The sequence below is a fragment of the Bradyrhizobium sp. RD5-C2 genome, from assembly GCF_019972155.1.
Taxonomy (GTDB): Bacteria; Pseudomonadota; Alphaproteobacteria; order Rhizobiales; family Xanthobacteraceae; genus Bradyrhizobium.
In genome coordinates this window covers 159813-183949 of sequence record NZ_BOVL01000011.1, presented here as the reverse complement: position 1 = coordinate 183949, position 24137 = coordinate 159813, and the positions used below count along the sequence as shown (strand labels likewise).

General features: G+C 62.2%; 25 protein-coding genes. 8 read left to right on the top strand and 17 right to left on the bottom strand.

Features of this window, described 5'->3' with window-relative positions; translation table 11 throughout:
- Positions 1-9: 9 nt before the first annotated feature.
- The 5 genes from BraRD5C2_RS13655 to BraRD5C2_RS13635 all read left to right on the top strand — a co-directional run bounded on the left by BraRD5C2_RS13655 (position 10) and on the right by BraRD5C2_RS13635 (position 4836).
- Positions 10-522, top strand: a complete 513-nt coding sequence (locus BraRD5C2_RS13655; RefSeq protein WP_223969112.1) for a TRAP transporter small permease — start codon at positions 10-12, stop codon at positions 520-522.
- 15 nt (positions 523-537) lie between these two features.
- A complete protein-coding gene (locus BraRD5C2_RS13650; protein ID WP_223969111.1) occupies positions 538-1833 on the top strand; it encodes a TRAP transporter large permease in 1296 nt (431 codons plus the stop codon).
- Positions 1834-1926: 93 nt separating this feature from the next.
- Entirely contained in the window at positions 1927-2613 is a 687-nt protein-coding gene (locus BraRD5C2_RS13645) for a cyclase family protein (RefSeq protein WP_223969109.1), read from the top strand.
- A gap of 27 nt (positions 2614-2640) precedes the next feature.
- Positions 2641-3636, top strand: coding sequence for a Bug family tripartite tricarboxylate transporter substrate binding protein (locus tag BraRD5C2_RS13640; RefSeq protein WP_223969107.1), 996 nt, complete (start codon positions 2641-2643; stop codon positions 3634-3636).
- A gap of 105 nt (positions 3637-3741) precedes the next feature.
- Positions 3742-4836, top strand: a complete 1095-nt coding sequence (locus BraRD5C2_RS13635; RefSeq protein WP_223969105.1) for an amidohydrolase family protein — start codon at positions 3742-3744, stop codon at positions 4834-4836.
- 15 nt (positions 4837-4851) lie between these two features.
- On the opposite strand, the gene BraRD5C2_RS13630 is transcribed toward BraRD5C2_RS13635, so the two are convergent.
- The 7 genes from BraRD5C2_RS13630 to BraRD5C2_RS13600 form a co-directional block, all read right to left on the bottom strand.
- Positions 4852-5136 carry a hypothetical protein gene (locus tag BraRD5C2_RS13630; RefSeq protein ID WP_223969103.1) on the bottom strand — a complete coding sequence of 95 codons (285 nt, stop codon included), beginning with the start codon at positions 5134-5136 and terminating at the stop codon, positions 4852-4854.
- A gap of 141 nt (positions 5137-5277) precedes the next feature.
- A complete protein-coding gene (locus tag BraRD5C2_RS13625) occupies positions 5278-6015 on the bottom strand; it encodes a Crp/Fnr family transcriptional regulator (protein ID WP_223969101.1) in 738 nt (245 codons plus the stop codon).
- Between the two features lie 296 nt (positions 6016-6311).
- Complete coding sequence (locus tag BraRD5C2_RS13620) at positions 6312-7151, bottom strand: phosphodiesterase (protein WP_223969099.1); 840 nt, start codon at positions 7149-7151, stop codon at positions 6312-6314.
- A gap of 9 nt (positions 7152-7160) precedes the next feature.
- On the bottom strand, positions 7161-8219 hold the full coding sequence (locus BraRD5C2_RS13615) for an ABC transporter ATP-binding protein (protein ID WP_223969097.1): 1059 nt from the start codon (positions 8217-8219) through the stop codon (positions 7161-7163).
- Positions 8216-9001, bottom strand: a complete 786-nt coding sequence (locus BraRD5C2_RS13610; RefSeq protein ID WP_223969095.1) for an ABC transporter permease — start codon at positions 8999-9001, stop codon at positions 8216-8218. Before BraRD5C2_RS13610 ends, BraRD5C2_RS13615 begins: the two co-directional genes overlap by 4 nt.
- Before the next feature lie 4 nt (positions 9002-9005).
- Positions 9006-9821: an ABC transporter permease gene (locus BraRD5C2_RS13605; RefSeq protein WP_223969093.1), complete on the bottom strand. Its 816-nt coding sequence runs from the start codon at positions 9819-9821 to the stop codon at positions 9006-9008.
- Between the two features lie 37 nt (positions 9822-9858).
- Positions 9859-10863 (bottom strand): ABC transporter substrate-binding protein, encoded by a 1005-nt coding sequence (locus BraRD5C2_RS13600; protein ID WP_223969091.1) that lies wholly within the window; start codon positions 10861-10863, stop codon positions 9859-9861.
- A gap of 193 nt (positions 10864-11056) precedes the next feature.
- Between BraRD5C2_RS13600 and BraRD5C2_RS13595 the strand changes: the two genes are divergently transcribed.
- Positions 11057-12208 carry a zinc-dependent alcohol dehydrogenase gene (locus BraRD5C2_RS13595; protein ID WP_223969089.1) on the top strand — a complete coding sequence of 384 codons (1152 nt, stop codon included), beginning with the start codon at positions 11057-11059 and terminating at the stop codon, positions 12206-12208.
- 44 nt (positions 12209-12252) lie between these two features.
- Here BraRD5C2_RS13595 and BraRD5C2_RS13590 read toward each other — a convergent pair whose 3' ends face one another.
- From BraRD5C2_RS13590 to BraRD5C2_RS13555, 8 genes are all read right to left on the bottom strand, one after another.
- Positions 12253-12957: an ABC transporter ATP-binding protein gene (locus BraRD5C2_RS13590; protein WP_223969087.1), complete on the bottom strand. Its 705-nt coding sequence runs from the start codon at positions 12955-12957 to the stop codon at positions 12253-12255.
- A 4-nt stretch (positions 12958-12961) separates the two neighbouring features.
- Positions 12962-13732, bottom strand: a complete 771-nt coding sequence (locus tag BraRD5C2_RS13585) for an ABC transporter ATP-binding protein (protein WP_223969085.1) — start codon at positions 13730-13732, stop codon at positions 12962-12964.
- Positions 13729-14715, bottom strand: coding sequence for a branched-chain amino acid ABC transporter permease (locus BraRD5C2_RS13580; RefSeq protein ID WP_223969083.1), 987 nt, complete (start codon positions 14713-14715; stop codon positions 13729-13731). The genes BraRD5C2_RS13585 and BraRD5C2_RS13580 overlap by 4 nt, the downstream gene beginning before the upstream one ends.
- A 7-nt stretch (positions 14716-14722) precedes the next feature.
- Complete coding sequence (locus tag BraRD5C2_RS13575) at positions 14723-15607, bottom strand: branched-chain amino acid ABC transporter permease (protein ID WP_223969082.1); 885 nt, start codon at positions 15605-15607, stop codon at positions 14723-14725.
- Between the two features lie 50 nt (positions 15608-15657).
- The gene (locus BraRD5C2_RS13570) at positions 15658-16911 is read right to left on the bottom strand and encodes an ABC transporter substrate-binding protein (RefSeq protein ID WP_223969080.1); all 1254 of its coding nucleotides are present in this window, start codon (positions 16909-16911) and stop codon (positions 15658-15660) included.
- 68 nt (positions 16912-16979) lie between these two features.
- Positions 16980-19370: a xanthine dehydrogenase family protein molybdopterin-binding subunit gene (locus BraRD5C2_RS13565; protein ID WP_223969078.1), complete on the bottom strand. Its 2391-nt coding sequence runs from the start codon at positions 19368-19370 to the stop codon at positions 16980-16982.
- Complete coding sequence (locus BraRD5C2_RS13560; protein ID WP_223969076.1) at positions 19367-19852, bottom strand: (2Fe-2S)-binding protein; 486 nt, start codon at positions 19850-19852, stop codon at positions 19367-19369. Before BraRD5C2_RS13560 ends, BraRD5C2_RS13565 begins: the two co-directional genes overlap by 4 nt.
- Entirely contained in the window at positions 19849-20730 is an 882-nt protein-coding gene (locus BraRD5C2_RS13555; protein ID WP_223969074.1) for an FAD binding domain-containing protein, read from the bottom strand. The genes BraRD5C2_RS13560 and BraRD5C2_RS13555 overlap by 4 nt, the downstream gene beginning before the upstream one ends.
- Positions 20731-20898: 168 nt before the next feature.
- Here BraRD5C2_RS13555 and BraRD5C2_RS13550 point away from each other — a divergent pair, with 168 nt between their 5' ends.
- Together BraRD5C2_RS13550 and BraRD5C2_RS13545 are read left to right on the top strand one after the other, a co-directional pair.
- A complete protein-coding gene (locus tag BraRD5C2_RS13550) occupies positions 20899-21993 on the top strand; it encodes an LLM class flavin-dependent oxidoreductase (RefSeq protein ID WP_223969073.1) in 1095 nt (364 codons plus the stop codon).
- 16 nt (positions 21994-22009) lie between these two features.
- Complete coding sequence (locus tag BraRD5C2_RS13545) at positions 22010-22885, top strand: polysaccharide deacetylase family protein (RefSeq protein ID WP_223969071.1); 876 nt, start codon at positions 22010-22012, stop codon at positions 22883-22885.
- Positions 22886-22891: 6 nt separating this feature from the next.
- Here BraRD5C2_RS13545 and BraRD5C2_RS13540 read toward each other — a convergent pair whose 3' ends face one another.
- Together BraRD5C2_RS13540 and BraRD5C2_RS13535 are read right to left on the bottom strand one after the other, a co-directional pair.
- Complete coding sequence (locus BraRD5C2_RS13540) at positions 22892-23578, bottom strand: TetR/AcrR family transcriptional regulator (RefSeq protein ID WP_223969069.1); 687 nt, start codon at positions 23576-23578, stop codon at positions 22892-22894.
- Complete coding sequence (locus tag BraRD5C2_RS13535) at positions 23575-24129, bottom strand: flavin reductase family protein (protein WP_223969067.1); 555 nt, start codon at positions 24127-24129, stop codon at positions 23575-23577. The genes BraRD5C2_RS13540 and BraRD5C2_RS13535 overlap by 4 nt, the downstream gene beginning before the upstream one ends.
- Positions 24130-24137: the final 8 nt, after the last annotated feature.

The following is a 24137-nucleotide window of genomic DNA, read 5'->3' as shown; positions in this document are numbered from 1 at the left end:
GAAATGGACATGGCCGGATCATATCGCCGCGCGATGGACTATTTGTATCTTGCCTGCGTCATCACGGGCTCTGTCGCGCTGATCCTGATTTCAGCCGTGATCCCCTGGGCAGTGTTCACGCGCTATGTCCTGAACAGCGCCGCATCCTGGCCCGAACCTCTCGCGGTGCTGCTCACCATCGTCGTGACGTTCATCGGTGCGGCCGCCGGATATCGGCTCAATCTGCATATGAACGTCGCCTACTTTGCCAACAAGCTGCCTGCCCCGCTCCGCAACCTGACCGACCTTGTCGTCCAGTTGCTGATGGGCCTGATCGCGCTGTTCATGATCATCTGGGGCGCGCGGCTCGTCGAGGTGACCTGGTACAACACGATCGCCGACTTCCCGTCGCTTTCGGTCGGCGTCACCTATCTTCCGATTCCGATCGGCGGCGCCTGTCTGCTGCTGTTCATCATCGAGCGGATTTTCCTGGGTGCGCCACCCGATCCGATCGCACCACACCGCGACTTTTCCGTCGACTGATCGCGAGAGGCCACGATGGACATCCTCATTCTGCTCGCGACCATGCTGCTGTGCTTCCTGATCGGCATGCCGATCGCCTACTCGCTGGCGATGGCGGCGATCGTCGGTGCCTTGTGGATCGGCATTCCCCTGGAAGCGGTGATGCTGAAGATCTCCGACGGTGTCAGCAAGGTCGCGATGCTGACGATCCCGTTCTTCGTGCTGGCCGGCGCGATCATGGCGGAGGGCGGCATGGCCCGCCGCCTGGTCGCGTTTGCCGACGTGCTGGTTGGACTGACCCGGCTGCGTGGCGGCCTCTCGATCGTCAACGTGCTGGCGACGACATTTTTGAGCGGCATTTCCGGCTCGGCCGTCGCCGACACGTCCGCCATCGGCTCGGTGATGATCCCGCAGATGGAGAAGAACGGCTACCCGCGCGTGTTCGCGACCAACCTGACGATCACCTCGTCGGTCCAGGCCCTTCTCGTGCCGCCGAGTCACAATGCAGTGCTCTACTCGCTTGCAACGGGCGGGACGATCTCGATCAGCGCCCTTTTCATGGCCGGCGTGTTCCCCGGGCTGTTGCTCGGCTTCTCACTGATCATCCTGTGCCTGGCCGTAGCCTATCGCGAGAAGCACCCGCACGGCCAGACCGTGCCGGCCAAGGACGCGATCCGGATCGCCATCGATGCCTCCTGGGGTCTGATCACCCTCGTCATCATCCTAGGCGGCATTCTCGGCGGCATCTTCACCGCAATCGAAGCCGGTGCCGTCGCCTGCATCTGGGCCTTCTTCGTCACCATGTTCATCTATCGCGACTATCGCTGGCGCGACCTGCCGGTGCTGCTCCATCGCACACTGCGCACCGTCGCGATCGTGATGACGCTGATCGCCTGCGCTTCGAGCGTCGGCTACATCATGGCCCTGACGCAGATGCCGGCCAAGATGACCGCCTTCTTCCTGTCGATCTCCGACAACAAGTACGTCATCCTGCTCCTGATCAACGTCCTGCTGCTGGTGCTGGGAACACTGGTCGACATGGCGCCGTCGATCCTGATCGCAACGCCGATCCTGTTGCCTGTCATGAAGAACTTCGGCGTCGATCCGGTGCATTTCGGCATGATCATGCTGCTCAATCTCGGCATCGGCCTGTGCCATCCGCCGGTCGGGGCAATCCTTTTTGTCGGCTGCGCGGTCGGCAAGGTCACGATCGAGCAGGTCATGCGCAAGATCTGGCCGTTCTATGCGGTGATGTTCTTTGTCCTGATGTGCGTGACTTATCTTCCGGAAATCTCGCTCTGGCTGCCCCGGCAACTGCAGGTGCTGCACTGAGCGCAACCGGCACCTTGCACAACCGCGGCAAACCCGTCAGCATCACGGGCAGAAGCGCGCCTGCGCCGGCTCCGCCAAGAAAGGGCACACGTCGTGAGGATCGTCGACCTGAGCCGCGAGCTCTATCACCGCACGCCGAGCTACCCCGGCCACCCGCCGATCATTCACGGGATGTGGAAAAATCACGAGGAGGCGCTGGCCGAATCGAGGAATGTCTACGGCCTGGCATCGATGTTCATCTCGATGCCCGACCACGGTGGAACCCACATCGATGCACCCCGGCATTTCGGTCCCAGCGGCATCCCGATCAATGAATATCCGCTGGCGAAGTGCATTGTGCCCGGCATCTGTCTCGACCTGCGCCACATTGCGCCGCGTGCCGAGATCACCCCGTCCGACCTCGATACGGCCGTGAAGGCGGCCGGGCGGCCGATCCCGAAGGGTGGCACCGTCCTGCTCTGCACCGGTCATCATGCGCGGACCTTTCCGCGCAAGGAATATTCGACCGACAATGCCGGGGTGAATGTCGCCGCCACCGAGTGGCTGGCCAAACAAGACATCGTTCATTTCGGCATCGACTCGATGCGACCGGGTCCCGACAGCGACGAGAACCTGCTCGTTCACAAGGCCTGCCTCGATCTCGACATCACCCACATCGAAAGCCTTTGCAATCTCGAGGCCCTGCTCGGCCAGGGGCCGTTCACCTTCATCGGCCTGCCGATGAAATGGCGCGACGGCACGGCGTCGCCGATCCGCGCGGTGGCGGTGTTCGATTTTTAGAGGCGTGATGCAGATGAGGGATATCCGATGACAGCAAACGGATCGGCCCCTCCCTCGCGTCGCGCGATCCTGAAGACTGTTGGCGCGCTCGCGATCGCTGGCCTCACCGGGCGGGCCAAGGCCGCCGGTTATCCCGAACGTCCGATCAAGGTCATCGTGCCGTTCGCGCCGGGCGGGCCGACCGACATCATGGCTCGCATCCTCGGCGCCCATCTCGGCGAGGCGCTCGGCGGCACCATCGTGGTCGAGAACCGTCCCGGCGGCGGTGGCAATATCGGGATCGGCATTGCGGCACACGCCGAGCCGGACGGCTACACGCTCCTGATCACGTCCAGCGCCTATGTCGTCAACCCGGGCCTCTACGCCAGGATCCCGTACGACCCCGTCAAGGACTTCGCGCCCATCGCCGAACTGGGCACGTCGCCGAACGTGATCCTCGTCAATCCGAAGCTCGGCATCAATTCGGTCGCCGACCTGATCGCGCGCGCCAGAGCCAACCCGGACGAGCTGAACTATGCGAGCCCGGGCCTCGGCACGACGCCGCATCTCGCCGGCGAGCTGTTCAAGATCATCGGCCGAATCCAGATGACGCATGTGCCGTTCTCGGGCGCAGGCCCAGCGATCCAGGCGATCCTGAGCGGGACGACCCAGGTCGCGTTCGCGGCGCTGCCGCCTGCCCATCCGCATATCACGTCGGGAGCGCTCAAGGCGCTGGCGGTCACCGGAACCCATCGATGGTTCGATTTGCCCGATGTGCCGACCATGATCGAACTCAGCTACCAGGATTTCGTCTCCGACACCTTTCAGGGTTTTCTCGCGCCCGCGAACACGCCCGCCTCCATTGTCGCGTTGCTGTCGGCGAAATCGATCGGAATCCTGACGACGCCGAAGATCGCCGAACAACTCCGCAATGACGGCTTCGAGGTGCTTGCGAACGGCCCCGACGGCATGCGCAAGCGGATCGCGGACGAAGTTCCGAAATGGCGCGACATCATCGCCAAGGCGGGGATCAAGCCGGTCTGAGCAGATCAACATTGCGCGACACGCACAGCGTGTGGTCTTGCGACCGCTAGCCCACGTCCCTAGGCTCCCTGCCCATAACAAGACAAGACCAGGGAGGCGATCGTCATGACCACAAGGCGGGATTTCCTGAAAGCGGGAGCGACGGCGGCGGTAGGCATCGTGTTCCGCGGCTGCGGGCTTGTCCACAACGCGAATGCGCAAGCATCAAGCCAGAAATTGCCGGTCACCGTCGACGGCAAGCGCATCAAGACGATCGACATTCACGCGCATTGCCACTTCCGCGAGGCCGGCGCGCTGCTCGGGGCAGATTCCGGAAAATATCAACTGCCGCCGGTCAACGGCGCTGCGGAAGCGTTCATCGAGATCGACAAGCGCCTTGCTGCGATGGACGCGCAGGCCGTCGATATGGAGGTGCTGTCGATCAATCCGTTCTGGTACGACCGCGATCGCGATCTCGCTGGCAAGATCGTGAAGATCCAGAATGAAAAGCTCGCCGAGCTGTGCGCCTCGAAGCCCGACCGGTTCGCAGCCTTCGCCTCGCTGACGCTGCAGGCGCCGGACCTCGCGGTGCAGGAGCTGGAGACGGCGGTGAAGAAACAGGGGCTAAAGGGCGCGGCGATCGGCGGTGTGGTCGATGGCGTCGAATTCTCCGACCCCAGGTTTCATCCCGTGTGGGCCAAGGCCGAGGAGCTCGGCGTCCCCCTGTTCATCCATCCGCAGGGCGTGCCCGAGCTCAACAAGCGGCTCTCCGGCAATGGCTGGCTCGGCAACACCATCGGCAATCCGCTCGAGACCACGATCGCGCTGTCCCATTTGATCTTCGAGGGCACGCTCGATCGCTTCCCGGGATTGAAGATCATCGCCGCACATGGCGGCGGCTATCTCCCCTCCTATGCCGACCGTTCGGACCACCCCTGCCTGGTCGGACCCAAAGGGTGCAATCCGGAGACCAAGCTGCAGAAGGCGCCGACCGAATATCTCAAGCAGATCTACTTCGACTCGCTGATCTTCACGCCCGAGGCGATCCGGCATCTCGCCGCCCAGGTTGGCGCCGGCCAGATCGTGCTGGGAAGCGACTATCCCTATCCATGGCAACTGGCACCGGCCGACCACATCTTCGCCTGCTCATCGCTGAGCGACGACGACAAGGCCAACATTCTCGGCCGGACCGCGGCGAAGCTGCTCGGCGTTGCGGCGTAACGAGGATGCCAACGATCAGTTGGTCTTCACCGTCCGCGTCTCATTGCGCGGCAGCGCCGTGGGCGCCGGCTGCGCGATCTTGGTCAACGGATCGGCGTCGACGGCATCAGTTCCCGCGAACTCCGCTTGCGCCGCGTCCGATATCCATTTGACCGCGGCGGGGTGGCTGACCAGCATCCCGACCAATGCAACGATCACGAGCACCGGCAAAGCGATCAGCTTGATGCTGAAGCTCCGGTAGTTGCTTTCCGGATCCCGCCGCCGCGCGGCCTGCTGCCGGTTGTCCAAAGAGCCCTGCATGGATTCCTCCACAGTGCGAGTGTGCTCCACCGAAGCGTCACTTACCGCACGGCACGCAAGGCCGATGTGAATGGTTTCACAGGCTTTGTCCGGTTCACCATTTCGTGAAACGTTGGAGCGACCGCGCCGACCGGAGAGCGACTACTCGCCGTCATCAGCCCCGGCGTCGACCAGCGCCTGCAGCGACTCGGGCTTCAGCACGACGATCGCGCCATGTTCGAGCCTGACCCAACCGCGTGTCGCCCACGCGCGGAGCTGCTTGTTGATGCTCTCGCGGGTCATCCCGACCATCTCGCTGATCTCCTGCTGGGTGATCGAGATGGTGCGCCCCTGCGGCTTGTGCTTGTCGCTCAGGCGCAGCAGCGCGCTCGCCAGACGGCCAGGCAAGTCCTGCAGGATCACCTGTTCGACCTGGTCGCTGGTCCAACGCAACCTTGCGCACAGCAGCTCGATGAACTTCATCGCAAGCGTCGGCTGGCTGCGCACGAACGGAATGAACTCGCGCCGGTCGATGACGAACAGCTCGCAATTGGAGTTGGCGGTGGCATCGGCCGTCCGCGACAAGCCGTCGAGCAGCGCGATTTCTCCGAATATCTCTCCTGCCTCGATCAGGTTCAGGATCGCGTTGCGACCATCCGGCGAAGAGATGCTGATCTTCACCGTGCCCGAGATCACCGCGATCAGGCTGGTGCCCGGATCGCCCTTGGAGAAAATCGTCGTTCCGCGCTTCAGCGTGGTGTGCTTGGCATAGCGGCAGAGCTGATCGAACGCCTCGGGCTCGAGATCGGCAAAGTAAGGATGCTTGCGCAGCACCGATAGCTTGTTGTTCGAAAACAACGGCGCGCCGGTAGTTCGTTCTATGGGCAGCGCACCGGTCATTGTGATCCAGACTGATTGTGTTGCGTTCAATCGGCGCGCCAGCAGCGCGACACACCGACAAGCCATCGATCAATGAAAGCGGAGAGGACTATAGCCCTACCGGAGACCTACAGCAACAAAAGGTCCAGGCCGGTGAGATCGGGCTAGAAGGCATCGAAAGTACAATTTGGAATAAATTTGTGCCTAGTTGCAACGCTCAATTGTAGGCAACGGCCGCCCTTGGTCTTGAAAACCCGCCCGTCACTGGCAATCCCGCCTGGCGAAACACGTCCGTGTGAGGGTTCGACACGCCCCACTCACAGCAGCTTACCGTCCGGCCCAAAGAACGGATGCGGCCCGTCGAACTGACCGATCGGGACCTGGTGTGTGACCAGCTGTCCAAAGTCCTGCCCGGGAAACCATGTGTGCAAATGAAATGCGGGCGGTTCCACCTTGAACGATGGTTCGCGCAGTTGTCCGAGGTCCAGGTCGACCGCATGGTTCGGAGCGGGGCATAGTGTCACGGGAATCCCGGCGAAGGTGGTCAGCATCGCACGATGGACGTGCCCGCACGCGATCAACCGCACACGCGGATGACGCCTGACGATCTCCGCCAATGCATCGGCATTGAAGAGGTCTTGCCGGTCCATATGCCAGATGCCGCCCTTGAATGGCGGGTGATGCAGGAAAAGCAGCGCCGGCCGGTCGACGGCCGTCGCCAGCGCCGCGTCCAGCCAATGCAGCGTGGATGGTTCGAGCATGCCGTGCGGCTTACCGGCTACGCTTGAATCCAGCAGCAGGAGATCAAGGCCATTCACCTCGATCTTCTGGTCGAGGGGACCGGTTGGGTGAGCATACGGCGCGGCTGGAAACGCATCACGCATCCACTGACGCGAGTCGTGATTGCCGGGAATACCGGCAAACGGCAGACGCAGCGGCGAGAGCAATCTTTTCAGATAGTCGTATTCCTCGACCGACGGCGTATCGACGAGGTCGCCCGAGATGACGACGAAATCGGGCGCCGGCTCGAATGCGCTGAGCGCCGCCACACAGCGCTCAAGCGCCTTCGCGGTATCGACCCGGCCATAGGCCAGCGCTCCCGGCAGCTTGATGTGGAGGTCGGATATCTGCGCTATGAGGACCGGTTTTGAAGGCATCGATGACTCTTAAGATTCGGACGGCAGAAGACGAAGCGCGTTGGGCGCAATCGATAGCCCGATTCGATCGCCGACCTTGGCCAGGATTGTGTTGGGCGCGTCGACATTGAGCGGCTTGCTCGATGCACCGCTCACAACGAGCCGCTGCCGGTCGCCGATGAAGCTCACGGAATCGACTATTCCCGAGAGCGCCCCCGCCCCGGCATCCATCACGCGAATGGTTTCGGGACGGATCATGACGGTCGCGTTCGCAGCCGTCGCGCCACCCTCGATCGGCAATCGTCCGCCGGGCAGGATCAATGCGCCGTTCTCGATCGGAGCTTCCACGATATTCGCCGCTCCGATGAACTCCGCCACGAAGCGGTCCTTCGGTGCGAAGTAGACCTCGCGCGGCGTGCCGATCTGGGCGATCGCACCTTTCCGCATCACGACAATGCGGTCGCCCAATTCCATGGCTTCGGCCTGATCGTGGGTGACATAGATCGTCGTGATTCCGAGCGCGCGCAGCAACCGGTTGAGCTCGCCTCGCAGCCGGTCCCGCAAAGCGGCATCAAGCGCGGTCAAGGGCTCGTCGAGCAGCAAAATGCCGGGCCGGATCGCAACGGCACGCGCCAGTGCGACGCGCTGACGCTGGCCGCCCGAAAGCTGCTCGATGCGGCGGTTCTCCAGCCCCGTGATGTTCGTCAGAGCAACCAACTCGGCGACGCGTGCGGCACGCTCGCCCCTGGCAACGCCACGGATCTTCAAGCCGTAGGCGATATTGTCCGCCACCGTCATGTTGGGAAACAGGGCGTAGGACTGAAACACCATGCCGACATTGCGGCACTCGATCGGGACCGAGGTCATATCCTTGCCGTCGAACAGGACCTTGCCGCCCGCATCGGGCAACTCGAGGCCCGCGATGATGCGCAGCATCGTGGTCTTGCCGCAGCCGGATGGGCCGAGCAGCACCAGCGTCTCGCCGCGCGCGATGTCGAGGGTCGCAGGATCGAGCGCACTCGTCCCATCGGCAAAGGTCTTGCCGCATGCCTCGATCCGCACCGCCGCGCCATGCCCCGCCGTACTCATCGCTTGTGGTCCTTGTCGGCCAGCAGCTGCATCGCGACCAGCAGCGGAATGATCATCACGAAGAAGATCAGCGTGTAGGCCGAGGCCACTTCGAGCCGCATCGAGGCGTAGCTGTCGGCGAGCCCGATCGGCAGCGTCTTCGTCAACGGCGTATGCAGCATCCAGGTCAGGTTGAATTCACCGAGCGACAGCGTGACCACCATCAGTGCGCCAGCCAGAATTCCCGGCAGCGCGTTCGGCACGATGACATCGCAGAATCGCCGCCATGGCGATGCCCCGAGCGAGGCAGCCCCCTCATCGAGCGTCTTGATGTCCACGGTCGCAAACACCGCCATGACCGACCGCACCATGAACGGCATGGTGAAGATCACGTGGCCGACCAGGATGAACAGCCAGGACCGGCGAAAGCCGCCAAAGCTCTCATAGGTGAGCAGCAGTGCAAGCGCGATCGCAAGCCCGGGGATCGCCAGCGGCAAGGTGATGACCTCCTCGACGATGCGGGCAAGCCGGCCGCCTCGCGTATGCAGGGCATAGGCCGCGGGGACGCCCGCGAGCAACGTGACGGCAAGTGTCGCGAAGGCGATCACGAACGACAGCAGGATGGTCCCGGCATAGAGCTCCCAGACCTGGGCGACCCATTGCAGGGTCACGCCCGACTGAATGCCCCGAAAGTAATTGACGGTGACGCCGGCGGAGATCGAGAGCGCTGCGGGCACCACCAGGAATGCCGCAACGAGCAGCGTGAAGATGAACTGGCCGGTGAAGATCAGGCGATCGCGCATGCTTTCACCCAGCCGCCGCGACCGCGCTGCCGCTGAACGTGCGGGCCAGCGCAAGGATGAGCCAGGTGATCAGGCCAAGCCCGACCGACAAGGCTGCCGATGTCGCGAAATTGGCGGCCAGCGTGAACTCGGTGTAGATCAGCATCGGCAGCACGTCGATATTGGTCGCCAGCGTGAAGGCAGTGCCGAAGGCGCCCATCGCGGTCGCAAATGCAATCGCACCGGACGCGACGAAGGCCGGTGCCAGCGCCGGCAGCACGACGTCACGCTGCACGGCCCATGGGCTTGCGCCGAGCGAACGCGCGGCCTCCTCCAGCCCGACGTCGAGCTTTTGCACGGCCGCCATGATGGTGAGGATCACGCGCGGGATCGAGAAATAGAGATAGCCGAGGAAGAGCCCATAGATCGAATAGGCGAACACGAACTTCTCGCCGAAGATCCGGTTCGAGAGGTCGCCGATCAACCCTTGCCGGCCTGCCAGCAGGATGATCATGAAGCCGACCACGACGCCGGGAAACGCCAACGGAAAGGTCAGCATCGCAATCAGCACGGCCCGCCCGGGAAAGCGGTGCCGCTGCAGAAACATTCCGGCGATCGTCGCCACGATCAGCGTGACGACCGTGGTTGCCGCCGCCAGCAGCACGGTGTTGATCAGCGTCGCGCGATAGCGGCCTTCGGTCAGGATGGCGAGATATCCGGCAAGGCCGTGCGGCCCCTCGGCGCCTGCCACCACCAGCCGTGCCATCGGCAACAGGAAGAACGCCGCGGTGACCAGCACGAGCGGCAGCAGGCAGAGCCAGACGAAGGATTTTTGCGACATCGGAAGAATGGTGCCCGTCGAAGGGCACCATATTGCCTCAGCGAACCTCGGCGAGATAGCGGTCGACGAAGGCTTTTTGCACGTTTTCCATCTCGCCCCAGTCGACGCTCTTGGCGCGGGCATAGTCGCTGTCGGGGAGGAATTTGCCCTTCACGGAAGCCGGCAGCTCGATCGGGCGGGCCGGACGCAGATAGGCATTGGTCCAGATCGCCTGACCCTTGTCGGACAGGAGATAGTCCATCACCTTCTTGGCCTTCTCCTTGTCGGGCGCGTTCTTCACGAGACCAACGACGTAGGGAAACACCACTGACCCCTCGCAGGGAATGACAAACTCGAAGTTGCCCTTCTCTGAATACTTCGCGCGATAGGCGTTGAAGTCGTAGTCGAACAGGATCGGCATCTCACCCGACACGACGCGGGCATAGGACGTCTGCTTGGGCACGATCGGATCGTTCTTGCGCAGTTCCTTGAAGAAGGTGATCGCCGGATCGAAGTTGGTGGGCGAACCGCCCAGCGCCAGATTGACGGCGACCGCGCCGACATAACCGACCGCCGCGGATGACGGGTCGAGATAGCCGACCATGCCCTTGTAGTCCGGCTTCAGGAGGTCCTTCCAGCAGGCCGGCACCGGCTTGCCGCCGAGCGCGTCCTTGTTCACGAACAGGCCGAGCGTGCCGGAGTGGATTGTGGTCCAGTAGCCGTCCGGATCCTTGAGACCGGCCGGGACCTGATCCCAATGCGCGGGCTTGTAGGGCTCGAGCGCGTCCTGGGCCTTGGCCTTCATGCCGAAAGTGACGCCGAAATAGCCGATATCGCCGACCGGATTGGCCTTCTCGGCCAGTATCTGAGCCAGCGCCTGGCCGGAATTCTTGTTGTCATGCGGGATGTCGTAGTTGAGATCCGTTTTGATCGCCTTCAGCATCGAGGCCCAATCCGCCCATTCCGGCGGGCAATTGTAGCAGATCACGTCGGCCGCCTTGGCGGATTGCCACGGCGCGATCAGCGTCAGCGCCAGCAACGCAAGGACAAGGCGGATCTTCATGGGAGGCTCCGGTCTGGGAGAGGATGCAATGCGGATTTCAACATCAACGGGGGACCAAGTATAGGCCGCGCATGAAGGTTTTGCGACGCGCTTGCTGCCGTGCAGCAAATGCAACAGCCCGGATGCCAACGATCGGATGCTCGCGGCAAACCGCCGTTTCGCGCTAGGCTGAGAGCCAAAACAGGAAGCGCCCATGTACCAACCGCCCGGCGTCAAGACATCGCCCGACCTTCCCGTCCCCGATCTGATGAAGGCCTGGGTCCTTGGCGACCCCGACCAGCTCCTGCTTCGCGACAAGCCGACGCCGGTCCCGTCGCGTGCCGAAGTGCTGGTGCGCATCGACGCGGTTGCGATCTGCGCCACCGATCTCGAAATCATCCATGCGGGGTCGCCGGCAAGCATTCAGGGCGGCGCGCCCTTCAACAAGAACTTTACGCCGGGTCACGAATATATGGGCACGGTTGCTGCGCTTGGCCCAAACGTCGACGAGTTCAGGATCGGTGAGCGGGTCAGCGTCGAGATCCATGCCGGCTGCGGTCAATGCAAACGCTGCCGCCAGGGCATGTACACATCGTGCCTCAACTATGGAAAACCGGAGAAAGGTCACCGCGCCAACGGCTTTGCGACCGACGGCGGATTCGCCGAATACGCGGTCAATCACATCAACACGCTGGCGCGCGTTCCGGATACCATGAGCGACGCGGAAGCGACGCTCGTGGTCACTGCCGGGACATCGATGTACGGCTTGACGGAATTGGGGGGATTGGTGGCCGGCGAGAGCGTCGTGGTAATCGGCCCGGGGCCGATCGGACTTCTCGCAGTTGCCGTGGCCAAGGCGCTTGGTGCAAGCCCGGTGATCCTGACGGGAACGCGAAACAAGCGGCTGGCGATCGGCGGGGAATTGGGGGCCGACCGCGTCATCAACATCAACGACGAAGACGTCGTTGAGGTCGTGAAGCAACTAACAGGGGGGATCGGCGCGGACTACGTCGTCGAATGTGCCGGCACCGAAGCGACACTCAACCAGGCCATTCACATGACCAATCGCGGCGGCAAGATCTGTCTGGCCGCCTTCCCGCACGAGGCCGCGACGCTGGACATCGCGCATCTCGTGCGGAACAACATCTACGCTTACGGTATCCGCGGCGAAGGCAAGAGCGCCACGCACCGCGCGATGGAATTGATGGCCGCGAAGCGGTTCGACGCGACCAAGATCCACACCCACACGTTTCCGCTGGCCGACCTGCCGACGGCGCTAAGATATGCGCGGGACCGCGTGGATGACGCGATCAAGGTTGTCGTCACCAATCGGAAAGCCGACTCGATCACGAGCGCCGCGGAATAAGGTCCCTTCGGCCCGATCGCGGAAGCACCAACCCGAGAGCCTGCTCACACCGAGCAGTAGCGCTCCTTGATCTCGTCGTCGGCAAGCAGCGCCCGCGCGGAGGCCTGGTGCACCACCGCCCCCTGGTCCAGCACATAGGCACGATCGGCAATGCCGAGTGCGAGCTCGACGTTCTGCTCGACCAGCAGAACCGTCGTTCCCTGCGCCTTCATGCTGCGGAACAACTCGAACATCTCGTCGACCAGGACCGGCATGATGCCCTCGGAAGGCTCGTCCAGCATGATCAGGTCAGGCTTTGCGATCATCGCCCGCGCGATCGCCAGCATCTGCTGCTCGCCGCCGGACATCGTGACCGCCTCTTGATCCATGCGCTCGGCCAGTCGGGGGAATATCTTTGCGATCTCGTCGATCAGCTCGGCTTCCCGCTTCTTCTCCTTCGAGGCGACCAGCCCGAGCCGCAAATTCTCCCGCACGGTCAGCCCCTGCACAATCCGCCGCTCCTCTGGAACGTAGGCCAGCCCCAACGCGAAGCGCACATGCGCCGGCTGGCGCAGCAGTTCTTCACCCTTGAAGGTGACCGAGCCACGCGTGCGCCCCATCAACCCCATGATCGATTTGAGCGTCGTCGTCTTGCCGGCCCCGTTGCGCCCGATCAGGCAAACGATTTCGCCTTTGTTCACCTCGAGGCTGATGTCTTGCAACGCGTGGCTTGCGCCATACCAGGCATTGAGCTTGCTGACCTGCAGCATCGCGTCAGTGCTCCCGCTGACCGAGATAGACACGCTTCACTGCCTCGTTTTGCCGGACCTCCTGTGGCGTTCCCTCGGCAAGCAATTCTCCGTGGTGCAGCACGAGGATACGATCGCTGATCCCGAGCACCAGCTTCATCTTGTGCTCGACGAGGATGACCGTGCGCTCCTTGGCGAGTTTCACGATCAGATCCATCATGGTCCGGGTTTCTTCCGGGCTCATGCCGGCCGTCGGCTCGTCCAGCAGCAGCAAACGGGGCTGGCTGGCAAGCGCCATGCCGATCTCCAGTGCCCGCTGCTCGCCATGGGCCAATGTCTTGGCCGCACGCTCTCGGGATTCCCACAGCCCGACGAGAGCCAGCAGTTCGTCCGCCCGCTCGATCAGTTCGGTCAGGCGCGCACGGGGACGCCAGATATCGTATCGTGACACCAGGGCCTGCAGGCCGACGCGGATGTTCTCCCGTGTCGTAAGCTGCGGAAACACGCTGGTGATCTGGAAGGATTTCGCGATCCCCATATGCGCAAAGCGGTGTTGCGGCAGACCGGTGACATCCCTGCCCTCGAACTCGACACTTCCCTTCGTCGGCGGAAGGGCACCGCACAGCAGGTTGAAGTAGGTGCTCTTTCCAGCTCCGTTCGGACCAATGATGGAAGTGATCGCTCCCCTGGAAAACTCGGCCGAGATATTGTTGAGGGCGACGAACTTCCCGAACGTCTTGCCGACGCCGCTGGTGCGCAGAATGATTTCGCCTGCCGGGCGTTCTGCGGCGCTCATCGTCTGCCCCGCGTGATCAGAGTGCCCCAGATGCCCGCCGGGAAGAACAGCACGCATGCGATGAAGATGGCTCCAACGATCAGTTGCCAGTGAACGGTCCACACCGAAACCACATTCTCCAGGACAAGGAAGACAGCTGCGCCGATCATCGGCCCGAAGAACGTCCCCATGCCGCCGAGGAGAGCGATCATCACGACCAGGCCCGAGGTCTCGTAGTGCAGGATTTCGATCGGAACGATCGACAGGTGCAACGCCTGCAACGCACCCGCTAGGCCGCAGAAACCGCCTGACAGGACGAAGGTCAGCAGTCGCGTCAGGGTCACGTCGTAGCCGGACGCGCGGGCACGCCCTTCGTTCTCGCGCACCGCTTCGATGACGGCACCAAAGGGCGACGCCAGAATGCGTGACATCACGAAGAACGCGGCGATCACAAAAGCCGCGATGACGTAGTAACGGGTCATCGGATTGATGAAATCGATCCGCAGGCCGAACAGATCGATGGTGCGGACGTTGATGCCGCGAAGGCCGTTCTCTCCGCCGGTCAAGTCAACCGCCTGGTAGAAAAGGTAGTAGACACATTGCGACAGCGCCATTGTGACCATGGCGAAGTAGATGCCGCGGGTCCTGATCGCGAGCACGCCGATCAACAGCGCCATCAACAATCCACCGGCGACCCCGGCGGCGATCGCCGCATACCACGGCCAGCCGAAGTGCACGATGGCGATACCACAGAGGTAGGCACCGGTCCCGAACAGTGCCGCATGACCGAACGACAGGAGGCCCAGATATCCAAACACGAGGTTGAAGCCGAGAGCATACAGTCCGTAGATCAGGATATTCACCGCCAGAGCTGTGAACGGCATCACCAACGGGAAAACCAGGATAACCGCCGCCGCAATGCTGGCACGGTGCCGCGTTGCAAACTTATACCAACTGCCCGTCGCGGTACCGGGCTGTTTGATCGAATGAGTGGTTTCGGTCATGCCGGGCTCAGCTCATCAATCCGGCGCGGCCGAAGAAGCCCTGGGGACGAACAATCAGAACGACCGCCATCAAGGCGAAGATCGAAACCTTGGCCATCTCGGGTGCGAACAGCGAGGTCATGCTGACCACCACACCGACCAGAAGGCCTGCCAGGACGGCGCCGCCGATCGACCCCATCCCTCCTACGACGGTCACAACGAAGGCTTCGGCGAGGATCGTGCCACCCATCTCTGGAATGACACCTTGAAGCGGCGCGGCCAACAGGCCGGCAAAGCCCGCGATCGCGGTACCTATCCCGAACACGATCAACCAGACCTTGGAAACATCGACCCCAAGAACACGCACGATCTGCGGATCGCGCGCCCCGGCGCGGATAATCAGCCCGAAGCTGGTCTTCTCCAGAAACAGCCAGAGCGCCAGCAGCACGACGGCTGTCGCCCCAATCACGAACAGGCGGTAGAGCGGGAAATAGCCGACACCAATGTCGACGGCGCCCTGCAGAACCTCGGGCGTATCGAAAGGATAGCCAGTCTTGCCAAAGGCAATGCGCACGCATTCGACCATCACGTAGCTGAGCCCAAAGGTCAGTAGCAGCGGATAGTCGATGCCGCGGCCGTAAAGCGGCCGGATCAGCACGCGCTCGACGGCAATGCCGAACAGGCCAACGGCGATCGGCACCGCCACGAGGCAGATCCAGAAATTGCCCCCGATCGAGATCAGATAGAGCCCGACATAAGCGCCGACCATGTAGAACGCGCCATGGGCAAAGTTGACAACCGTCAACATCCCGAAGATCAGCGAGAGGCCGATCGCAAACAGCACGTAGATGGCGCCGAGCGCCAGCCCGGCGAACAGTTGCAGCGCGATCAGGTCAAAGCTCAGGCCCGCCATTTGTCCCCCTCCGCACGGCGCGCACCCGCGGCGCGCGCCGTCGCACGAGCTCAGCTCTTGTGACCGAGCGCCTCGCAGGTGCGCAAGTACTTCTCGTTGGGTTCTTCGGTCGACAGGACCTCGAACACGTCGGACTCGTTCCTCAGGTCCTTGGACTTCGACTTGATCACGAGCACCGATTGCACCGACTGGTGGTCGCACTTGCGATAATACTGCGGCCCCTTGTAGTAGTCGTACTTCAGCGCTTCCAATGCCGCGACGACCTTGTCGGTCTCCACGCTGCCGGCGCCCTTGACCGCCTCCAGCACGGTCCGAACACCGCCATAGCCGAGCGCACCGTAATCGGTGGGCAGCTTGCCGTCGTACATCTTGCGGAACGCATCGTTGAACGCCTTGGTCGAGGCGAACTTGTCCTCGATACCCCAGTAGAACGAGCAGCCGCCGACGACGCCCTCGAATGCCTGGGGGCCGGCCGCGACGCGGCTGGCATGCGAGAGCAGCGGAGCGATGATCTGGATCGACTTCTTGATGCCGAAGTCGGTCGCCTGCTTCAGCGCGATCTGCTGGTCGCGACCGAAATTGCTGATGCACAGAATATCGGGCTTCAGCGCCTGGAGACGCGGCAGCAGGGTGGAGAAGTCGGTCGTTCCCAGCGGATGGCGGATGTCGCCGAGGTTCTCGACGTTGAACTCCTTGCCGACCTCGAGGAAACCGCGAACCATCTCGTGACCGTAAGCGTAGTCCGCCGTGAGAAACGCAACCTTCTTGCCGAATTTGGCGAAGGCATAGCGGCCGACCGCGCCTGACGTCATGTGCGGGTTCAGCGCTTCGTGGAATGTATATTTGCTGAAGTCGGCTGCCTCGTTGATGGCGTCGGACTGGCTGATCGAATTGAAGATGACGCCGCGCTCTTTGGTGACGTTGTTGATCGCAAGCTGAACCGCGGCCGACAGACTGCCGACGACGAAATTCACCTTCTCCTTCTCGACCAGTTCCAGTGTCCGCGTTGCCGCCTCACCGGGATTGAGCTTGTCGTCGCGCACGACGAGCTCGGCCTTACGGCCATTGAGGCCACCCGCATCATTGAACTGGGCAACCGCAAGCTGACCCGCCCGCACCTGATCCTGGGCCTCGGTGCCATACGGACCGGTCAAGGGAACCGGGAAGCCGATCTTGATGGGGGCTTCCTCAGCCTGGAGCAGATTGATGCGAAAGGGTGAGACGGCGAGTGCGGCGCCGGCGCTTGCCGTCGTCAGCAGACGACGCCGCGATATCGATCCAGCTTTGGTGACCTTGTTCGTCATGACCTATTCCTCCCCAAGAACTGTCTGTGTTTTGCTTAGCGTATTATCGTTGCCCGGAACGTCTCCACTCAGATCCGTCCCAAGGCCGTCAGGATAACCTGAGGCGTGAGCGGAATCTCGGTAATTGTTGCGCCGAACGGCCGCAGCGCGTCATTGACCGCGTTGGCAACCGCAGCTGCTGCGCCGGCCGTACCTGCCTCACCCGCCCCTTTGGCTCCGAGCTCCGTTTCCTGCGTCGGAGACACCACATGGCCAATCTCGATATCGGGCATCTCGCCGGACATCGGGACCAGGTAGTCCGCCATATTGGCGTTGGTCAGCTGACCGCGTTCGTCATAGATGCATTTCTCGAACAGCGCAGCGCCGAGCCCCTGCACGACCCCGCCCCGGATCTGCTCGTCGACCAGTTGCGGGTTGATGATGGTGCCACAGTCTTCGACGACCCAATGCTTCAGCAGCGTCACGAACCCGGTCTCGGTATCGACCTCAAGCCAAGAGGCCTGGACCCCGTTGGTGAACGCAAAGGGATACTGCCGTGGCACGAAATGCCGCGTCGCCATCAGCTCGGGCTGGACGCCCGGCGGGAGGGTATCCGGTCGAAAATAGACGATCCGCGCCAGCTCGTTCAGCTCGATGCGCGGCGCACCGTCGACGGCATTGACGATGCTGTTGTTGACGATATCGAGTCCGGCCGGCGTCGATTGCAGGATGGCCGCGGCGACGTCCAGGATATTCTGGCGTAGGGCCTTGGCGGCCTGCAACGCGGCTTCGCCGCCGATGCCGGCACCGCGCGAGGCCCAGGTGCCGCCGCCATAGGGCGTGTTGTCGGTGTCGCCCAGGGTAACGCGGACCCGGTCCATCGAGACGCCCAGCACGCTGCCCACGATCTGGGCAGTCAGCGATTCCGACCCTTGCCCCTGCTCCGTGATGCTGGTCTGGCAGATCACCGAGCCTTGCGCGTCGAGCCGAACCGCAACGCCATCCTGCGACGAGATTTTCGCGCCGCCGACGCCGTAAAAGGCGGCACTGGGATTGGTCACCTCGATGAAGCTGGCAATTCCGATACCCCGGTGAATGTTTCTGGCGCGCAATGCCGCTTGCTCGGCACGCAAGGCGTCGTAATCCATCATCTGCAGCAGCTTGGCCAGCGAGGCATGATGCGAAAGCTGCTCGAATTTCATGCCGGAGGGGGATGCACAGGGATAGGCATCGTCGGGGATCAGATTGCGCCGGCGGATCTCGACAGGGTCCATGCCGATCTTCGCTGCGGCAAGGTCGACCAGCCCCTCGGTGACCGAACAGGCAATCGGGTGTCCGACTGCCCGGTACTGACACATCACGTTCTTGTTCTGGAAGACGACCCGCGCTCGCGCCCGATAGTTCGCCGTGACATACGGCCCACCGACCAGGTTGACCACCTGATTGGCCTCGATGGCGCTGGTGCGCGGATACATCGAATAGGGACCGATCCCCGTCAGGTCGTCGATCTCGAAGGCCGTGATGGTGCCGTCCGGCTTGACGCCGATCCGGCCCCGGCATCGATGATCGCGGGCGTGAATGTCCGTGTTGAAGCTCTCGACACGGTCGGCCACGAACTTGATCGGCCGCCGTAGCAGTTTGGACAGCGCATAGGTCGCCATTTCGTCGGCGTAGATGTGGACCTTGATGCCGAACGAGCCGCCGACATCCTTGCAGACCACCCGCACCTGCGCCTCACGTAGTCCGAGATGCAGGGCTGCGATGTTCTGCACCATGTGGGGGGCCTGCGTGCCCTGATAGATCGTCAGCCGTGCCTCGGCCGCATTCCAGTCGGCAACCACCGCCCGCGGTTCAAGCGTCACGCCGGTGTGACGCCCGAATACAAAGTCGGCCTCGACCACCTCGGAATCCGACAATGCCTGGTCGACATCGCCGGCGTTGAGGGTCCGTTCAAAGGCGAGGTTATCACCGAGCGCGCTGTGAATGACCGGCGTCGCCGGATCGAGCGCGGTACGCATGTCCGTGACCGTCTCGAGCTCCTCGTAGTCGACGACAACATGCTCCATCGCATCTTCGGCTGCCGCACGGCTGGTTGCGACAATCGCCGCGACCGCCTCACCCTGCCAGCAGGCCCGATCGACCGCGATCGCGTGCTGCGGCGCCGATTTCAGTCCCTTCAGATGCGAGAGCACCCCGACCCATGGCGTGATGACAGCCTCGAGCTCGCGACCTGTGACAATGGCAATAACGCCTGACATGCGCCGTGCCGCGTCGGCATCGATCGCCACGATCCTGGCGTGGGCATAGGGCGATCGCAGGAAGACCACATGCGCCATCCGCGGCAATTCCAGGTCGCTGACGTATTGTCCACGCCCTTGCAGCAACCTGTCGAGGTTCGGCCGTGGCACCGTCTTGCCGATATAGGAATTCGAGCGATCGAGCACCGAAAGTGTCTCTGCTGGAGCACGCGTCACCGTCATGCCGGCCGCCCCGCGCGCGTCTTGGCTGTTGCCTCCACCGCATCCACGATGGCTTGATAGCCGGTGCAGCGGCAATAATTGCCGGAAAGATGCTCGCGGATCGCCTGGCGATCAGGCACGGGCATTTGCTTCAGCAAGTCTTGTGCCGTCATCAGCATTCCAGGTGTGCAATAGCCGCACTGCAAGGCATTGCGTTCGCGAAATGCCGCCTGAAGGTCGGCGATTTCACCACTGTCGGACAGCCCCTCGATGGTCTCGACCGACGCCCCCTGCGCCTGGACGGCCAGCATCAGACAAGAGCGGACGATCTCGCCATCGAGCCGGACCGTACAGGCACCACAAACGCCGTGCTCGCAACCGACATGGGTGCCGGTCAGCCTCAGGTTCTCCCGGAGGAAGTCAGCGAGATTGAGCCGCGGCAGGACAAAGGCATCGATGGGCTCGCCGTTGACCAGAAGCGAAACCGACACTGGGGCACTCACCTGGCAACTCCCGCTTCCAGGTCGGGCCGCGCCAGCAATGCGGCCACGCAGCGCCGGAGCAAGACCGTAGCAAGATGTCGCCGCATTGCCGCGGTCGCCTGCTGATCCTCCTGTGGATCGAGTTCATCGGCCAACGCTGTCGCGGCTTCTGCAAGCAAGGCAGAGGTCACTGAGGCATTGATCAACCTGCCTGCGGCCGCGGCTAGCATAGGCCGATCGCCAATCGCAAAGAAGCCGAGCCGGAGATCAGTGAACCTGCCGGCTGCAACAACAGCACGTGCAGCAAGTCCGACGACGGCGTAGTCACCATGTCGCCGGGCATACTCCTGAAAGAAAAATGTCGAGCCCTGGCCCGCGACTGGCACCTCGATCGCGACAAGCAATTCGTCTGGCGACAGCGCCGTTTCGTAGATGCCCTTGAAAAACTCGGTCGCGGCAATCCGTCGTTCGCCGGAGGGACCGCGAACGACAATCATGGCGTCAAGTGCCACAACACAGGCCGGCAGCTCCGATGCCGGATCGGCATGCGCAAGGCTGCCGCCTATCGTTCCGCGATTGCGAATTGCAGGATGAGCAACGTGGGCAACGGCATCCCGCAACAGCGGCGCGTACAGCGCAATCTCCGGCGACCTAAGCAGGTCGACATGCCGCGTCAGCGCGCCAACGATCAGCACGCCTGCCCTCACGGCGATGCCACGCAGCTCGGCGAGGCCACCGATATCGACCAGAATGTCCGGCGAGATGAGCCGCAGGTTCATGGCCGGCATCAAGCTCTGGCCACCCGACAGAACCTTCGCCTTGTCGCCGTGCGCGGCAAGCAACTCCAGCGCATTCACGACGCTGGTCGCGCGGGCGTAGGCGAAAGCCGCAGCTTTCATGTGGGCGTGGCCTCCCGGCCCAATTTTGGTTTGCCCGATTAGAGGGCCGGCCCCTTCAAAGGTCAAGTTTGTTTATCGAGTGATTATTTGTGCGGCAGGGCTTGTCTTCGCCCTGGGAAGGCCGCAGGTTCCTTGCCAACTAAAGTTCAACGCGGAGGGAGGCGGATCATGAAGATCGGATTCTTTACGATGCCGATCCATCCTCTCGAAAAGGATTGGCGGCAATCGCTCCAGGAGGATCGGGAGGCCTTCCTGCTCGCGGATGAGCTCGGGTACACGGAGGCGTATGTCGGCGAGCACGTCACCGACAAAGCCGAGAACATCACCTCCAGCATTGCGTTCATTGCCTGGCTCGCAGCCGCGACCAAGCAGATCAAGCTTGGAACCGGCACCATCAACATGCCGAACACGCATCCGGCAGCGGTCGCCGCATCCGTCGCCATGCTCGATCACATGCTGGATGGCCGCTTCATATTTGGAATAAGCCCCGGCGGATTGCTGTCCGATGCAGAAGTTTTCGGCAATCTCGATGCCGACCGCAATGCGATGTTCCTCGAGGCGATCAATCAGGTTCTGGGGATTTGGGCTGGCAAGCCGCCCTATGATTTGCGGGGCAAATATTGGAATGTCTTGGTCGAGCGAACCCTGATCGAGGACATCGGCCAGGGATTGATAGCTCGCCCATTGCAAACCCCTCACCCGCCGATCGTGGTGACCGCGGTCGCGCCGTTCTCAAAAGGCGTCACGGAAGCCGCCGCGCGCGGCTGGGATCCGATCTCGGCGAACTTCCTGATGCCTGCCTGGGTGAAGAGCCACTGGCCCAAATATGTCGAGGGTTGCGCGCGTGTGAACCGGGCAGCGGACCCCGCCAACTGGCGCGTCGCCAAGAGCGTGTTTGTGGCAAAGGACGCAGCAACGGCGAAGGCCTATGCCACGTCGCCCGATAGCCCCTACGTGTATTATTATCACCAGCTGTTCACGAAGCTGAAGCGCGGCGGCCGGCTCGAACTGTTCAAGACGCGGCGGGATCAACCCGACGCGGAGGTCACCCTCGAGTCGATCTACGACAGGCTGATCATCTACGGCACGCCCGAAAGCGTGGCTGATCAACTGCTGGCGTTCCAGGAAGAGATCGGCACCTTCGGAACCTTGCTCTATGCCGGCAAGGATTGGAAGGATCGCGAGCTCGGCCGTCAATCGATGATCCTGATGGCCGAGAAGGTCTTACCGCGGATCAACGCCGCCACCGGATCATCCGCGTGACGAAGGGAGTTTCGACGTGGCTTTCACTGATCGCATTCCGTACCAGGCTCAGATCGACCGACCGAAACTGACGTTGCCTGATGGCAAGAAGCTTGCTGTCTGGGTCATCCTCAACGTCGAGGAATGGCGTATCGAAAATCCGATGCCACGCACCGTGCTGAGTCCACCGATGGGCCAACCGCTGCTGCCTGACGTGCCAAACTGGTCGTGGCATGAATACGGCATGCGCGCCGGCTTCTGGCGGCAGTTCAAGGCCCTCACGGACCGGAAGATACCGGTGACGCTGGCCACGAATGCCAACGTCTGCAACAGCTATCCGCGCGTGGCATCAGCGGCGCGCGAGGCAGGCTTCGAATTCATGGGGCATGGGTTCGTGCAGGGCCCTATGCACAAGGTCGAGAACCAGGCGGATGCGATCAAGCGTGCTGTCGATACGATCGCCGCATTTGCCGGCAAGCCGCCGCGATCGTGGGAAAGTCCCGGCCTGACCGAGACCGAAGAAACACTCGATCTCCTGCGCCTCAACGGGATCGAATATGTGGCCGATTGGGTGATCGACGATCTTCCTCAGGACATCGCTACGCCGCACGGAACTGTGACGACGATTCCCTATTCCGTCGAGACCAACGATATTGTCATTCACGCGCTACAGCACCTGCCCTCGGAACAGTTCCTGACGCGCTGTACCGACCAATTCGATCGGCTGTATCTCGAGGGCGCAGAGAACGCGCGGATCATGGCAATTTCCGTGCATCCTTACATCACGGGGGTCCCACATCGAATCAAGTACCTAGAGGCGTTGCTCGATTACGTGATTGGCCATGACGGCGTCGCGCTCATGACGGCGAGCGAGATTGGAGATTGGTATCGGGATCAGATGGCGGCAAAGTAATCATGCTCAGCCGACGACCTTGATCGACGCCGCCCGACGATCGGTCGCGCTCTCCCCCATTCTCACAAATCCGGCCAAAAAGATATCCAACGCATCACTGATCATCTGCGCCTTGTCCTCCAGGACGGGCGCATCGTAGATGTACTTGCGTACACCATAATAGAAGATGCCGCCGTGGAACACCCAGGCCAGCTCCAGTTCGGCCGCGCTGGGCCTGGTCTGCGTCGCGAGGCCGGCATCGTGGCGGCACTCCCTGAGAATACGTGTCAGGATCTTGTCCTTGACCATGCCAACATACCAACGATTGATATCGAGGCCCTTCAGTCCTGAGTAGAGATAGATCCGCAACCATCTTCGGTTGAAGATCGCGCCCGTATAGACCTCGTAAAATTCCTGCAGCCGCATGCGGAGCGGACGCGACCGGTCCGAGAGCAATTTCTCCCAGCCGATTTCAAGGGGCTCGAGATAAACCTTGCGGTAGACCTCCTTGATGAGATCGTCCTTGCTCGGAAAGTAGCGATAAAGCAACGGTTGCGTCACACCGAGCCTGCGAGCAAGAGCACGCGTGCCGCCGCCAAATCCTTCCTCCGCAAAAAGCTCTGTCGCCTTGGTGACGAATTCACTGCGACGATCGTCGGCCGACAGCCGCCTCTGCTTGGAACGAGTTCGCTTGATGGGCATCTTTCGATTCATGATGCGTTGCCCTTATCGTCAGCCAGGAACCGGCCAAAACCTCCCTGCGCGAACAGCAGCGGATTGTTCCGGTTGTAGGCGTAGGCCTCCACCGCTCCAAGGAAAATGACGTGATCGCCGCCGTAGTAGCGGTTGGCAGCCCGGCATTGGAAATTTGCGACTACGTCGGCAAGCACGGGAGCGTTCCCGAGACCTGGTGACCAACTCACACCAGCGAATTTGTCACCCGATGATCTGGCAAACTTTATCGCCAGCGTCTGCTGCGACGCGTCAAGAACGTTGATCGTAAAATGGCTGGCATTCTGGAAGATCGGCAATCCCTGCGAAAACATCCCCAGGCTCCACAACACGAGTGGGGGGTTAAGCGACACCGACGCAAACGAATTGCAAGTAATTCCGTACGGTCGTCCTTCGGTCGACATCGCGGTGACGATCGTCACACCGGTCGCAAACATACCGAGTGCATTGCGGAAGTCACGGGGATCGATTGTCGAGCTGTCGCTTGCGAGCTCGCTGGCCGGGTCCGGCGGACGTTTGGGTGCGTCAGACATCCGGCCAG